Genomic DNA, 13,122 nt, shown 5'->3' on the forward strand with positions numbered 1-13,122 from the left:
GATGGCATTCGGAAAGCACCACGACAGCGACGACGACCTGACGGGCGATCCCGTCGACGAGGACCTCGACGGCCCGTTCGACATCGACGACTTCGACGATCCGTCGACAGCGGCGCTCGGCCGGCTGGATCTGGGCTCGGTCCTGATTCCGATGCCCGAGGCCGGTCAGGTTCAGGTCGAACTCAGCGAGGTGGGTGTGCCAAGCGCGGTGTGGGTGGTGACGCCCAACGGCCGGTTCACCATCGCGGCCTACGCCGCGCCGAAGACCGCGGGCCTGTGGCGGGAGGTCGCCACCGAACTGGCCGACTCGCTGCGGAAGGACGTGCCCGAGGTCCGCATCGAGGACGGCCCGTGGGGTCGCGAAGTGATCGGCGTTTCGAAGCCCGAACCGAATCAGCCGACGGGTGTCGTGCGATTCATCGGCGTCGACGGGTACCGCTGGATGATCCGCTGCGTGGTCAACGGCCCGCAGGACAAAACCGCGGCGCTGACCGACGAGGCGCGAAATGCGTTGGCGGACACCGTCGTTCGGCGCGGAGAGACCCCGCTACCGGTTCGCACTCCGCTGCAGGTGCAGCTGCCAGAGCCGATGGCCGCGCAGTTGCGTGCGGCCGCCGAACAGGCCGCCCAGCAGCAGATGCAACAGGCCCAGCAGGCTCAGCAGCAGCCGCCCCCGCAGCCCGCAGCACGCCGCAGCGAGCTCGGGTCGGCCATGCAGCAGCTGCGCACGATCACCGGCGGCTAAGCCCTGCGATTTGTGCACGAAACACACGCTGAGCGCGTGTAAACGTGCCGTAATCACTCGATAGAGGCCAGCGCCGCCAGACACGCGGCGCCCAGCACCGACGGGTTCGCACCCAGTTCGTCCAGCGTGACGGTGCGCAGCGCCGCACGCGGTGCGGCTGCCACCCATTCGAGGCCGACCTCGACCGGATGAATCGGGTCGTCGGTCGCCGACGCCACGCCCATCGGCGCGGCCAGCCCCTCCAGCTGGCCGCACGTCGGCGCGACGAACCGGGCGGCCTCGTCCATCGCATCGGGCAGCGCGGGCCACTGCCCCACCCATGATCGGGTCAGCTCGTCGGCCAGCCACGCCGGGCTGCCCGCGCGCATCTGCGCGGTGGCCGACGCCAGCCCGTCGCGCCTCAGCATCTCCGCCGAGTGCCGCGCCGCCAGCGCCGCCGGCGCCGTGTCCGGGTCGCCCGTCCAGGCGGGCAGGGCCGCCAACACGGCAACGGCGTGAGCGGGATGGGCCAGCGCCCACTCGGCGGCCACGGCCGCCCCGATTGACACTCCACCGACCGCGATCGGGCCGCCCCGCGAGGCGTTGTCGAGCTCGTGGCGGTAGCCGTCGATGAGCCGCTCCGGCCGCGGCGCCGGGGTCACCACAACGGCGCCTGCGTCGTGCAGAGCGTCGGAAAACGCCCGGTAGACGTAGTCATCGTCGGATCCTGTGCCGGGCAGCAGGACCGTCGTGACGCCGCGCAGATTGACCGCCATCACACGATCGTCCCCTGTTCACCAACTCGTCGGCGTGCCGACCCGGCCCCGCGTGGCATCTCGGAACCAAGAGGTCTACCGTGGCGTTGGATTGGGTAGATCCATGGTGGATCTGCAAAAGTCAGGAGAGGCCATGGCTACGGCCGAAGGGTATCTGCGCCGGCTCACCCGCCGGTTGACGGAGGACCCGGAGCAACTCGACGTAGAAGAGCTCACCGACGAAGCCGCCAGCACCGGCGCCCAGAAGGCGATCGACTGTCACCGCGGCCAAGAGGTGACAATGGTCGGCACCCTGCGCAGCGTTGAATGCAACGGCAAGGGCTGCTCCGGCGGAGTCAAGGCGGAACTGTTCGACGGGACCGACTCGGTGATGCTGGTCTGGCTCGGCCAGCGCCGCATTCCCGGTATCGAGTCCGGCCGCACGCTGCGGGTGCACGGCCGGATCGGCAAGCTCGACAGCGGCGCCAAGGCGATGTACAACCCGCACTACGAGATTCAGAAGTGAGCGACCCCGGACCTGAACCGGGGACTTCGAACCAAAACTCAAGCCCATTCCCCGCTCGCGGGGGCGCCGTCCTCGAACAAATGGGCGGCATCAGCGGCCTGATCTATTCCTCTCTGCCCGTCGTCGTATTCGTTCCCATATCAACCGCCTTCGGGCTGCTGCCCGCCATCGGCGCGGCGCTCGGGGTGGCGGCACTGATCCTGATCTGGCGGCTCATCCGACGCGAGTCCGCCCAACCCGCGATCTCGGGCTTCATCGGAGTTGGCATCAGCGCGGCGATCGCCTATCTGGTGGGCGAATCGAAGGGCTACTTCCTGCTCGGCATCTGGATGTCGCTGTTCTGGGCCGTCGTCTTCGGGCTCTCGATCCTGATTCGGCGCCCGGCCGTCGGCTACATCTGGGGGTGGGTCAACTCGCATGACCGCGACTGGCGCGGGCTGCGAAAAGCGGTGGTGGCGTTCGACCTCGCGACGTTCGTGTGGGTGCTGGTGTTCACCTCGCGATTCGTCGTGCAGCAGCACCTCTATGACGCCAACCAGACGGGCTGGTTGGGTATTGCACGCATCGCGATGGGGTGGCCGCTGACCGCGGTGGCCGCGCTGGTGACGTACCTGGCCATTCGGGCGGCCCAGCGGGCACTGCATGCGCATCATGCCGCGGAAACTGCGAAGACTGCAGAGGCGCACGGGGACATCGCTCAACCCGATGCCCACTGAGACCGATACCGACCGGCCGCTGATTGCGGTCGCGGTGCTGGCCTCGTTTGTCGCGTTCCTCGACGGGTCGGTGGTCAACCTGGCCCTGCCCGCGATCGGGCGCGAATTCGGCGGCGGCCTCGCGCTGCAGCAGTGGGTCGTCGACGGCTATCTGCTCACCCTCGGGGCTCTCATCCTTGTCGCGGGCGCGATATCCGATCAGTTCGGTCGGTTGGCCGTATTGCGAATGGGCGTCGTGCTATTCGGCGTCGCGTCGGTGTTGTGCGCGTTGGCGCCAACCGGCTGGATACTGGTCGCGGCCCGCTGCCTCCAGGGTGTCGGGGCGGCGTTTCTGGTGCCCAGCTCGCTTGCGATGATCAACGCGCGGTTCTCGGGCGCCGCGCAGGCCCGCGCCATCGGAACGTGGACGGCGTGGACGGGCACCGCCTTCGTGATCGGCCCGCTGCTCGGCGGTCTGTTGGTCGACGCGGTCGGCTGGCGGTGGATCTTCGGCGTCAACATCCTGCCGCTGGTGGCCACGCTGTACCTGACAACGAGGCTGTCACCCGACACCGGAGATCGGTCCGCTCGTATCGACGTCGTCGGCGCGGTGCTCAACGCTGTCGGGCTGACCGGGGCGGTGTATGCCCTGATCGAAGGGCAACGGCTCGGCTTCTCGCATCCGCCGGTCGTGGCGGGCCTGGTGATCGGGCTGGCGTGCCTGGCCGCGTTCCCGTGTTGGGAAAGTCGCACTGCGCACCCGATGATGCCGTTGCATATCTTCGCCGCCCGCAATTTCGCGGTGGGCAACATGGCCACGGTCTTCCTCTATGCGGCGGTATCGCTGGGCATGTTGATCGTTGCGCTGTTCCTGCAAGAGGCCGCCGGTTTGTCGGCCACCGAGGCGGGGCTGGCCACACTCCCGGTGCCCGTGCTGTCGTTCTTCTTGGCCCGCCGCTTCGGCACACTGGCGGGGGTGCACGGGCCGCGGCTGTTCATGGCGATCGGCCCGCTGATCGGCGCGGGCGGCTACCTATGGTTGGCGACAGCGCACGAGCCGTTCAACTTCGCCACCCAGATGCTGCCGGGTCTGGTGGTGTTCGGGCTGGGGCTGACGATCACGGTGTCGCCACTGACCGCCGCGATCCTGGCCGCTGTCGATCCTGCGCAGAGCGGCATCGGTTCGGCGATCAACAACGCCGTTTCGCGAATCGCCGGCCTGATCGCGATTGCGTTCGCGGGTGTAATCATCGGCGGCGCAGTCGATTTCGCCGGTTTCCGACATGGCGCACTGGTCACTGCGGCATTGCTTGTGGTTGCCGGGCTGGTCTCTGCGTTTGGTATCCAGAACGCGCAATGCGATTACAGCCGGATCTCGGCGAAGGACGCTGCCCGCTGCCACGACCGCGCGACGCCGCCGCCGGCCTACGCCGAGCGTTGACGCTCAGCGCGCCTGTGGATGCAGCAGCAGTTCCTGCAACTCGTCCTCGACCTCGCTGGTGGCCACGAACAACAGTTCGTCACCGCCCTCGAGGGGTTCGTCGGCCTCCGGCACGATCACCCTCGGTCCGCGCAGGATCGTCACGAGCGCGGCGTCGCGCGGCAGCTCCAGCCGCTTGACGGGCTTGCCGCCCCACGGTGTGTCGTCGGGCAGGGTGATCTCGACCAGGTTGGCCTGGCCCTTGCGGAACTCGATCAGCCGGACCAGATCGCCGACGGCGACGGCCTCCTCGACGAGCGAGGCGAGCATGCGCGGCGTGGACACCGCCTTGTCGACACCCCAGTTTTCGTCGAACAGCCATTCGTTGCGCGGATCGTTGACGCGGGCCACCACGCGCGGCACCGCGAATTCGCTCTTGGCCAGCAGGCTGACCACCACGTTGACCTTGTCGTCGCCGGTGGCCGCGATCACGACGTCGAACTCCTCGAGCTTGACCGATTCCAGCAGGCTGAGTTCGCACGCATCGCCGAGGCGCCAGTGCGCGGCCGGAATGGCGTCGACGTCGATGTGGTCGGGATTGCGCTCCAGCAGCGTCACCTCGTGGTTCTCGACGAGCTCGCGGGCGATGGAGCGGCCGACGGCCCCTGCCCCGGCGATGGCGACCTTCATGCGCTCTCGACATCCTCGCTCGGCGGCAACGCCGCGATGGCCAGTGCTTCGGCGATGTGCCCGGCGATCGCCGCCATGTACACCTGATCGCCGGCCTGGATCACGGTCTTCGGGTCCGGCAACAGCCCGGTGCCGAACCGGATCACGAATGCGACGCGACCGCCGGTGGCCGTCTCGAGGGCGGTGACCCGGTGGCCGACCCAGTCCTCGTGCAGCGCCAGCTCGGTGACGCCGACGTTGCCGGTCGGGTCGCGCCACTTGGTGGTCTCGGTCTCGCGGGTCAGCAGGTTGAGGAGCCGGTCGGTCGTCCACGGCACGGTGGCCACGGTCGGGATGCCGAGGCGCTCATAGACGGCCGCGCGCTTGGCGTCGTAGATGCGGGCCACGACACGCTCGACGCCGAACGTTTCGCGCGCCACCCGCGCCGAGATGATGTTCGAGTTGTCGCCGGACGACACGGCGGCGAAGGCTCCGGCCTCCTCGATGCCCGACCGCAGCAGCACGTCGCGGTCGAATCCCATGCCGAGTACGCGTTCCCCGGGAAACTCGGGGGACAGCCGATGAAATGCCGTGCTGTCGCGATCGATGACCGCCACGTCGTGACCGATCCGGGCCAGGCTGTCTGACAGTGACGCGCCCACCCGGCCGCATCCCATGACCACTACACGCACCTGATGGTCCTTTCCGGCATGTCTGTGGCGAACCCGCGCACTCGGAACCGTACCGCTTTCCGACGGCCAACGGCCGTCGGGCTTACTCTTGGCTCTCGTGTCCAAGCTTTCGACCGCTGCACGCCGGTTGGTTCTCGGAAGACCGTTTCGCAGCGACAAGCTCGCTCACACGCTCTTACCCAAGCGCATCGCATTGCCGGTGTTTGCGTCCGACGCGCTGTCCTCGGTGGCCTACGCGCCAGAGGAAATCTTTCTGGTGCTCTCCGTCGCCGGTCTTAGCGCGTACTCGATGGCGCCGTGGATCGGGCTGGCCGTCGCCGCGGTCATGCTCATCGTCATCGCCAGTTACCGGCAGAACGTGCACGCCTACCCGTCCGGCGGTGGTGACTACGAAGTCGTCACCACAAATCTGGGCCCCACCGCGGGCCTGACCGTGGCCAGCGCGCTGCTGGTGGACTACGTGCTCACCGTTGCGGTGTCGATGGCGTCGGCGATGGCCAACATCGGTTCGGCGATACCGTTCATCAACCATCACAAGGTGTTGTTCGCGGTCCTCGCGATCCTGGTGCTGGCGTCGTTGAACCTGCGTGGCATCCGGGAGTCCGGAACCGCGTTCGCGATCCCCACCTACGCGTTCATGATCGGCATGTACATCATGTTGGTGTGGGGGCTGTTTCAGATCTACGTGCTCGGCAACCCGCTGCGCGCCGAATCCGCCTCGTTCTCGGTGCAATCCGAACACGGCGACGTGCTCGGCTTCGCGATGGTGTTCCTGGTGGCGCGCGCATTCTCGTCCGGCTGCGCGGCGCTGACCGGCGTCGAGGCGATCAGCAACGGGGTGCCCGCGTTCCAGAAACCCAAGTCCCGCAACGCCGCCACCACCTTGCTGCTACTGGGCGCCATCGCGGTGTCACTGTTCATGGGCATCATCCTGTTGGCCAAAGAGACCGGCGCGAAAGTCGCCGAGACCACCGCGCAGCTTGTCGGAGCACCACCGGGTTACCACCAGAAGACGCTGATCGCGCAGCTGGCCGACGCTGTGTTCCACGACTTCCCGGTCGGCTTGTACCTGATCGCGGGCGTCACCGCGCTGATCCTGATCCTGGCCGCCAACACGGCGTTCAATGGTTTCCCGGTACTGGGATCGATTCTGGCGCAGGACAGTTACCTTCCGCGTCAGCTGCACACCCGCGGTGACCGGCTGGCGTTCTCGAACGGCATCCTGTTTCTCGCGTTCGCCGCGATCGCGTTCGTCGTGGCCTTCCGCGCCGAGGTGACCGCGCTGATCCAGCTGTACATCGTCGGCGTGTTCGTGTCGTTCACGCTCAGCCAGATCGGCATGGTGCGGCACTGGACGCGGTTGCTGCGCACCGAAACGGACTCTGCCGTGCGCCGTCACATGATGCGGTCCCGGGTGATCAACACGATCGGTTGCATCTGCACCGGGACCGTGCTGATCATCGTGGTGGTGACGAAGTTCGTCGCGGGCGCGTGGATCGCGATCCTGGCGATGGGCGCGCTGTTTATCATCATGAAATCGATTCACCGGCACTACAACACCGTCGCCCACGAACTCGAGCAACAAGCCGCGGAGCACGGCGACGACATGGTCCTGCCCAGCCGCAACCACGCCGTCGTGCTGGTGTCCAAGTTGCATATGCCGACGAAGCGGGCACTGGCCTACGCCCGCGCCACCCGGCCCGACGTGCTCGAGGCCATCACGGTCAGCGTCGACGACGCCGAGACTCGTGAGCTGGTGCACCGCTGGGAGGAGAGCGATATCAGCGTGCCGCTCAAGGTGATTGCCTCGCCGTATCGTGAAATCACCCGCCCGGTACTCGATTACGTCAAGCGGGTCAGCAAGGAGTCACCGCGCACCGTCGTCACCGTGTTCATTCCTGAGTATGTCGTTGGGCACTGGTGGGAGCAGGTGCTGCACAACCAGAGCGCGCTGCGGCTGAAGGGCAGGCTGCTGTTCATGCCGAACGTGATGGTGACTTCGGTTCCGTGGCAACTGAGTTCGTCGGAGCGGATCAAGATGATGCAGCCACATGCGGCTCCGGGCGACGCACGTAGAGGCTTCCTGGATTGAGCGAACAGGTCGACGAGGCACCGCGCTGGCCGGAAGAACTGACGCTGACCGCAGGGCCGCCGGCCAACGGCGGCAGTTGCGTGGCGCGCCACGAGGGTCGGGTCGTATTCGTGCGCTACGCATTGCCCGGCGAGACGGTCAAGGTGCGGGTGGTCGGCGACCACGGATCCTACTGGCACGCCGACACTGTCGAGGTGATTGAGCCGTCGCCCGACCGCGTCGATTCGCTGTGCCCGATCGCGGGTGTGGACGGCGCCGGCTGCTGCGATCTCGCGTTCGCCGAACCGGAGGCGACGCGCAGGCTGAAAGGTGCAGTCGTCGCCAACCAATTGGCCCGGCTGGGCGGCTACCAATGGGGCGATGAGCACTCCGCCGTCGCCGAGCCGGTCGGTGACGGCGAACCGACGGGGTGGCGGACGCGGGTGAGGCTGGACACGACGGCCGAAGGCCGGGCGGGCTTCCATCGTTACCACAGCTCGGAGCTGGTCACAGAGCTGGACTGCGCGCAGCTTCCGGCCGGCATGCTCGACGGCTTGAACGACTGGCGATGGCCGCCGGGCGCGCAGCTGCACGTCGTTGTCGACGATGACGGCAACCGCCATGTCGTCCAATCGGGACCGCGGACCGGGCGCAAGACGACGACCCTGGTGGCCGAGGGCCGCTACGAGGCCGTGCAGCGCGTCCGGGAGCGGATCTGGCGGGTGCCGGTGACGGCGTTTTGGCAGTCGCACCGCGATGCCGCAAGCGTCTACAGCGATCTGGTGGCGGGCTGGGCGCAGCTCGACTCCGGTATGACAGCGTGGGATTTGTACGGCGGCGCAGGGGTTTTCGCTGCTGTGCTGGCACAGGGGGTCGGGGACCGAGGCAAGGTGATCACCGTGGACACGTCACGTGGTGCCTCGCGGTCGGCGCGGGCAGCACTGGCCGACCTCGGTTGGGTGTCCGTGGTGACGGACTCGGTGCGCCGTGCGCTGTCGGCGCAGACCGAGCGCGCGGATGTCGCGGTGCTCGACCCGCCGCGGTCCGGGGCCGGACGCGACGTGATAGACATGCTGGCCGCCGCCGAGGTACCAAGGGTGATTCACATCGGTTGTGAGGCCGCGTCCTTCGCCCGCGATGTCGGGCTGTACCTCGGGCACGGCTACACCGTCGAAGACCTGCGGGTGTTCGACTCGTTCCCGCTGACGCACCACGTCGAGTGCGTCGCGGTGCTCACCCGCTGACCGTTTGCCGATGAGGATGGTGGGTACCCGCCCCGCCATGGCGGATAAGAATGGCCACAACGCAAAGCAAGACCAACTCGACGAGTCCCGCGTCAGCCGCGAAACCGGCTACCTGACCACCCAGCAGGGCGTCCGGGTGGACCACACCGACGATTCTCTGACCGTCGGCGAACGCGGCCCCACGCTGCTGGAGGACTTCCACGCCAGGGAGAAGATCACCCACTTCGATCACGAACGCATCCCCGAACGCGTCGTGCACGCCCGCGGGGCGGGCGCCTACGGCTACTTCGAGCCGTATGACGACTCACTCGCGGAGTACACCGTCGCGAAGTTCCTGACCACGCCCGGCAAGCAGACCCCGGTGTTCGTCAGGTTCTCGACGGTTGCGGGGTCGCGCGGTTCGGCGGACACCGTCCGCGACGTGCGAGGCTTCGCCACGAAGTTCTATACCGAGCAGGGCAACTATGACCTGGTCGGCAACAACTTTCCGGTGTTCTTCATCCAGGACGGCATCAAGTTCCCCGACTTCGTGCACGCGGTGAAACCGGAGCCGCACAACGAGATTCCGCAAGCGCAGTCCGCGCACGACACGCTATGGGACTTCGTCTCCCTGCAGCCCGAGACGCTGCACACCATCATGTGGCTGATGTCGGACCGCGCCCTGCCGCGCAGTTACCGGATGATGCAGGGATTCGGTGTGCACACGTTCCGCTTCGTCAACGCCAAGGGCGAGGGCACGTTCGTGAAGTTTCACTGGAAGCCGAAACTCGGTGTGCATTCCCTTGTTTGGGATGAATGTCAGAAGATCGCCGGCAAGGATCCCGACTTCAACCGGCGCGACTTATGGGAGGCCATCGAGACTGGCGATTTCCCCGAGTGGGAGCTCGGCGTGCAACTGGTCAGTGAAAGCGACGAGTTCAACTTCGATTTCGATCTGCTCGACGCGACGAAACTCATTCCGGAGGAACAAGTTCCGGTGCGACCGGTCGGGAAGATGGTGCTGAACCGCAACCCGGAGAACTTCTTTGCCGAGACAGAGCAAGTTGCGTTCCACACCGCGAATGTGGTGCCAGGCATCGACTTCACCAACGATCCGCTGCTGCAGTTCCGCAACTTCTCCTACCTGGACACGCAGCTGATCCGGTTGGGCGGCCCGAATTTCGCACAGCTGCCCGTCAACCGGCCGGTGGCCGACGTCCGCACCAACCAGCAGGATGGGTACGGCCAGCAAGCGATACCCCAGGGCAGGTCCAGCTATTTCCCGAATACGCTCGGTGGCGGCTGCCCTGCGCTGGCGGATGAGGATGTGTTCCGGCACTACACCGAGAAGGTCGACGGTCACAAGATTCGCCAGCGCGCCAAGAGTTTCCAAGATCATTACAGCCAAGCGAGGATGTTCTGGCAGAGCATGTCGCCGGTCGAGGCCAAACACATCGTCGACGCATACGCCTTCGAATTGGGCAAGGTGGAAACGCCGGAGATCCGCGCGCGCGTCGTCGATGAGCTCAACCTCGTCGACCATGAGTTGGCCGGCCAGGTCGCGGCAAAGCTGGGGCTGCCGCAACCCGCGGAGGAACCGGTCGACGACAAGTTGGCGCCCTCGCCGGCGCTGTCACAGCTGAATACCGCGACCGACAGCATCGCAACCCGCAAGATCGCGGTGCTGGCCGCCAACGGTGTCGATGCGAAAGGCGTTGAGCGGTTCAAGGACGCGATGGCGCAATACGGCGCGATCGTCGAAGTGCTGGCGCCCGTTGCGGGTGGCACGCTATCCGGCGGGTCGGGCGGCGAAGTCGCCGTTGACCGGGCTATCACCACGATGGCGTCGGTGCTCTACGACGCGGTGGTGGTGCCCTGCGGCCCCGATTCGAATGAAACGCTGTCGAAGGACGGCTACGCAATGCATTTCATCACCGAGGCGTACAAGCATCTGAAGGCCGTCGGCGCCTTCGGTTCCGGAGTCGACCTGGTGCGCAAACTGGGCGTGGCCGAACAACTCGCCGACGACACCGACGTCGTCGTGTCGAACGGGGTGGTGTCGACCGCCGCCGCTGCAGACGACCTCACCGATGAGTTCGCTGAGGCCTTCGCGTCGGAGTTGGCGAAACACCGCGCCTGGGATCGGGCGACCGATCCGGTGCCTGCATGACGAATGACATGGCCTCCGCCAGGTAGTCGCCCCAAAGGTCTTGCTGCGCAACGCTGATCGTCGCCCACTGCCTGAAGCGCCGTCCCGCGGGTGCGAACGGGCGTGCGTGACCGGCGCCAACCAACTTGTCCACCCGCGTTTGCGCCAACTTGACGACGAGTTCGCCGCTGCGGCGGTCAAGACAACCGAAGAACTGGCCATCGCAGCGCAAGCAGGGCAGCCCCATCATGGTGGATCGTGTGACGTTTGGCTCGGCGCAGAGGCGCTCGGCGAGCACCCAAAAGTGTTCGTCAGACGCTGGCGTCATTGAGCCATCTCCTCCGGTGTCGGCACACGGCGGCCCGCCCACGGATCGGGCCCCGGTGGTCGGCCTTCGGCGGCGCTGCACAGGCGGTCCAGATAGTGGGCCCATCCACCGCGGTGCGCGTCTACCGCGCCGCCTTCGAGCCCCCGATGCACCAATGTGACCAGCGTCGTGCCGTCGCTTTGAGTTACCAAGTCGATCTCCACCGTGGTCGACCCTGGCGGAATCCGAACTTCGGTGCGTTCCCAGCCGTAGGTGAACACCAAGCGGCGGGGCGGATCGACCTCAACGTAGTGACCTGAAACGGTGTCACCGTTCGGATGTGTCCAGCGCACTGTCCCGCCCGGCTGCGCATCCAGCGTGGCGCCTTCGGCCATCCATTGGCCGAAAAGCACCGGATCGATGAGATATTCGAACACCCTCTCGGCAGGTGCGTGGATGACGACCTGCTGGACGGCGAGCTTCACGACGCGCCCCCAGGGCGTTTCTCCGCGGCCGCGCGGAGGCGGTCTAGGGGAGTTGCCCAGAAGTCATCGAGAAACGAGGCGATTTCGGCCACCCGGGCGAGGTCGGCTCGGTATAGCCGGCGAGTGGCATCTGCGCGCACCGTGATGAATCCTGTGTCTCGCAACAGCTTCAGGTGTTGGCTTGCCGCCGACGGCGACAGACCCGCGGCATCGGCAAGCTCGGTCGCGGTCCGCTCCTCGTCCCATACCAGGCGCAGCATCGCCCTGCGACCGGGATGTGCCAGCGCGCGGATCGCGTCTTCGACTGCTGGGTCGCTCACGGATGCCGTCCCATCGCCGCCAGCAGCCGGTCCTGTGCCGAGGCGTCAGCGCCGACTTCCACGGCGGGACCGATTATTCCGGCGGCGCGACCTCGCTCCGGCATCTCCGGCAAGAACATCGCGATACACGCCTCCACCATTTCGGGGTCGAGCCCTTCGTCCTGGCCGGTCGCGCGTGCGAGGTCCCACGTGTGGATCAACACATCCATGAACGTTCCGGCGACGGCCTGCGAGATGGGCCATTCGAAGCCAAGTGGTGAAATGCAGGTTCTGTCCATTACGCCGGGCCGCATGAGCGCATCCATTACCGCCGCGGTGCCGCGTCGGTAGTCGGCACCCGTCGCGTCGACCCACTGCGTGGCTTCGCGGCCTTCCGCGGCCGACAACAAGTACTCCGTCCCGCCGACGAGATGATCGATGAGTTGCTGGACGGTCCAGTCAGTGCACGGCGTCGGCAACGCGAGCTGGTCAGAGTGGACCGCTTCGATGGCGACTGTGGCCTGCTCAGTGACGGCACGGTAGAGCGATAGGGGTTGCGGATAATTCAGCATGTTCTAAATTTAGGATGTGCTGAACATTGGTGTCAATGGTCGGGTTCGTGGTAAGCGGTTGGTATGGCCGAGTTCGACGTCACCGTGGAGACACTCATCCAGAGACGTCGTTCGGAAGTGGCCGCCTACGCCGCTGACCCTGACAACGCGACGGCTTGGTACGTCAACATCAAAAGCGTCCAGTGGAAGACATCGCGTCCGTTGGAGCTGGGTTCGCAATTCCAGTTCACGGCCGCATTCCTTGGCCGCTCGCTGGAGTACACCTACGAGGTGGTGGATTTCGTCCCGGCGCAGCGCTTCGTGATGCGCACTGCCGAAGGACCGTTCCCAATGGAGACGACATACGAGTGGTTCGACGTCACAACCGATTCCACGCTGATGAAGCTGCGCAATCGCGGCGAACCCTCCGGCTTCACGGGGATCGTGGCCCCGATGATGGCGCGGGCGATGAAGCGCGCGAACAGCAAAGACCTCGAGCGTCTCAAGGCCATCCTCGAATCGCAAGACCCTCGCTGACTCACGATCGATAGCGGGT

Annotated in this window: 14 protein-coding genes; 8 read left to right on the forward strand and 6 right to left on the reverse strand. The window is 66.3% G+C overall.

Features of this window, described 5'->3' with window-relative positions:
* Nucleotide 1: 1 nt before the first annotated feature.
* Complete coding sequence (locus MYCSM_RS12495) at nt 2–745, forward strand: DUF3710 domain-containing protein (RefSeq protein WP_015306520.1); 744 nt, start codon at nt 2–4, stop codon at nt 743–745.
* Nucleotides 746–798: 53 nt separating this feature from the next.
* On the opposite strand, the gene MYCSM_RS12500 is transcribed toward MYCSM_RS12495, so the two are convergent.
* Nucleotides 799–1,500: an alpha/beta fold hydrolase gene (locus MYCSM_RS12500; RefSeq protein ID WP_015306521.1), complete on the reverse strand. Its 702-nt coding sequence runs from the start codon at nt 1,498–1,500 to the stop codon at nt 799–801.
* A gap of 133 nt (nt 1,501–1,633) precedes the next feature.
* Between MYCSM_RS12500 and MYCSM_RS12505 the strand changes: the two genes are divergently transcribed.
* Genes MYCSM_RS12505 through MYCSM_RS12515 form a run of 3 tightly spaced genes read left to right on the forward strand, consistent with a single transcriptional unit; the run spans nt 1,634 to nt 4,141 of the window.
* Nucleotides 1,634–2,005, forward strand: a complete 372-nt coding sequence (locus MYCSM_RS12505; RefSeq protein ID WP_015306522.1) for an OB-fold nucleic acid binding domain-containing protein — start codon at nt 1,634–1,636, stop codon at nt 2,003–2,005.
* Nucleotides 2,002–2,721: a DUF3159 domain-containing protein gene (locus tag MYCSM_RS12510; RefSeq protein WP_041311949.1), complete on the forward strand. Its 720-nt coding sequence runs from the start codon at nt 2,002–2,004 to the stop codon at nt 2,719–2,721. The genes MYCSM_RS12505 and MYCSM_RS12510 overlap by 4 nt, the downstream gene beginning before the upstream one ends.
* Nucleotides 2,711–4,141 (forward strand): MFS transporter, encoded by a 1,431-nt coding sequence (locus MYCSM_RS12515; RefSeq protein WP_015306524.1) that lies wholly within the window; start codon nt 2,711–2,713, stop codon nt 4,139–4,141. Before MYCSM_RS12510 ends, MYCSM_RS12515 begins: the two co-directional genes overlap by 11 nt.
* A 3-nt stretch (nt 4,142–4,144) precedes the next feature.
* Here the strand turns inward: MYCSM_RS12515 and MYCSM_RS12520 are convergent, their stop codons facing one another.
* Together MYCSM_RS12520 and MYCSM_RS12525 are read right to left on the reverse strand one after the other, a co-directional pair.
* Nucleotides 4,145–4,810, reverse strand: coding sequence for a potassium channel family protein (locus tag MYCSM_RS12520; RefSeq protein WP_015306525.1), 666 nt, complete (start codon nt 4,808–4,810; stop codon nt 4,145–4,147).
* On the reverse strand, nt 4,807–5,481 hold the full coding sequence (locus MYCSM_RS12525; RefSeq protein WP_015306526.1) for a potassium channel family protein: 675 nt from the start codon (nt 5,479–5,481) through the stop codon (nt 4,807–4,809). The genes MYCSM_RS12520 and MYCSM_RS12525 overlap by 4 nt, the downstream gene beginning before the upstream one ends.
* Before the next feature lie 97 nt (nt 5,482–5,578).
* Between MYCSM_RS12525 and MYCSM_RS12530 the strand changes: the two genes are divergently transcribed.
* Genes MYCSM_RS12530 through MYCSM_RS12540 form a run of 3 tightly spaced genes read left to right on the forward strand, consistent with a single transcriptional unit; the run spans nt 5,579 to nt 10,945 of the window.
* Entirely contained in the window at nt 5,579–7,573 is a 1,995-nt protein-coding gene (locus MYCSM_RS12530; protein WP_015306527.1) for an APC family permease, read from the forward strand.
* Nucleotides 7,570–8,796, forward strand: a complete 1,227-nt coding sequence (locus MYCSM_RS12535; RefSeq protein WP_015306528.1) for a class I SAM-dependent RNA methyltransferase — start codon at nt 7,570–7,572, stop codon at nt 8,794–8,796. The genes MYCSM_RS12530 and MYCSM_RS12535 overlap by 4 nt, the downstream gene beginning before the upstream one ends.
* Nucleotides 8,797–8,833: 37 nt before the next feature.
* Complete coding sequence (locus tag MYCSM_RS12540) at nt 8,834–10,945, forward strand: catalase (protein WP_041311952.1); 2,112 nt, start codon at nt 8,834–8,836, stop codon at nt 10,943–10,945.
* Between the two features lie 303 nt (nt 10,946–11,248).
* On the opposite strand, the gene MYCSM_RS12550 is transcribed toward MYCSM_RS12540, so the two are convergent.
* Genes MYCSM_RS12550 through MYCSM_RS12560 form a run of 3 tightly spaced genes read right to left on the reverse strand, consistent with a single transcriptional unit; the run spans nt 11,249 to nt 12,587 of the window.
* Nucleotides 11,249–11,716, reverse strand: coding sequence for an SRPBCC family protein (locus tag MYCSM_RS12550; RefSeq protein WP_015306531.1), 468 nt, complete (start codon nt 11,714–11,716; stop codon nt 11,249–11,251).
* Entirely contained in the window at nt 11,713–12,036 is a 324-nt protein-coding gene (locus MYCSM_RS12555) for an ArsR/SmtB family transcription factor (protein WP_015306532.1), read from the reverse strand. The genes MYCSM_RS12550 and MYCSM_RS12555 overlap by 4 nt, the downstream gene beginning before the upstream one ends.
* Nucleotides 12,033–12,587 (reverse strand): TIGR03086 family metal-binding protein, encoded by a 555-nt coding sequence (locus tag MYCSM_RS12560; RefSeq protein WP_015306533.1) that lies wholly within the window; start codon nt 12,585–12,587, stop codon nt 12,033–12,035. The genes MYCSM_RS12555 and MYCSM_RS12560 overlap by 4 nt, the downstream gene beginning before the upstream one ends.
* A gap of 63 nt (nt 12,588–12,650) precedes the next feature.
* Here MYCSM_RS12560 and MYCSM_RS12565 point away from each other — a divergent pair, with 63 nt between their 5' ends.
* On the forward strand, nt 12,651–13,103 hold the full coding sequence (locus tag MYCSM_RS12565; RefSeq protein WP_015306534.1) for an SRPBCC family protein: 453 nt from the start codon (nt 12,651–12,653) through the stop codon (nt 13,101–13,103).
* Nucleotides 13,104–13,122 lie beyond the last annotated feature (19 nt).

Origin of the sequence: Mycobacterium sp. JS623, assembly GCF_000328565.1 — a bacterium.
Taxonomy (GTDB): Bacteria; Actinomycetota; Actinomycetes; order Mycobacteriales; family Mycobacteriaceae; genus Mycobacterium.

What these genes read in the sequence shown, in the direction of transcription:
- MYCSM_RS12495 (WP_015306520.1), top strand. Translation starts at nt 2, where the DNA reads ATGGCATTCGGAAAGCACCACGACAGCGACGACGACCTGACGGGCGAT.
- MYCSM_RS12500 (WP_015306521.1), bottom strand. Translation starts at nt 1,500, where the DNA reads ATGGCGGTCAATCTGCGCGGCGTCACGACGGTCCTGCTGCCCGGCACA.
- MYCSM_RS12505 (WP_015306522.1), top strand. Translation starts at nt 1,634, where the DNA reads ATGGCTACGGCCGAAGGGTATCTGCGCCGGCTCACCCGCCGGTTGACG.
- MYCSM_RS12515 (WP_015306524.1), top strand. Translation starts at nt 2,711, where the DNA reads ATGCCCACTGAGACCGATACCGACCGGCCGCTGATTGCGGTCGCGGTG.
- MYCSM_RS12520 (WP_015306525.1), bottom strand. Translation starts at nt 4,810, where the DNA reads ATGAAGGTCGCCATCGCCGGGGCAGGGGCCGTCGGCCGCTCCATCGCC.
- MYCSM_RS12540 (WP_041311952.1), top strand. Translation starts at nt 8,834, where the DNA reads ATGGCGGATAAGAATGGCCACAACGCAAAGCAAGACCAACTCGACGAG.
- MYCSM_RS12560 (WP_015306533.1), bottom strand. Translation starts at nt 12,587, where the DNA reads ATGCTGAATTATCCGCAACCCCTATCGCTCTACCGTGCCGTCACTGAG.
- MYCSM_RS12565 (WP_015306534.1), top strand. Translation starts at nt 12,651, where the DNA reads ATGGCCGAGTTCGACGTCACCGTGGAGACACTCATCCAGAGACGTCGT.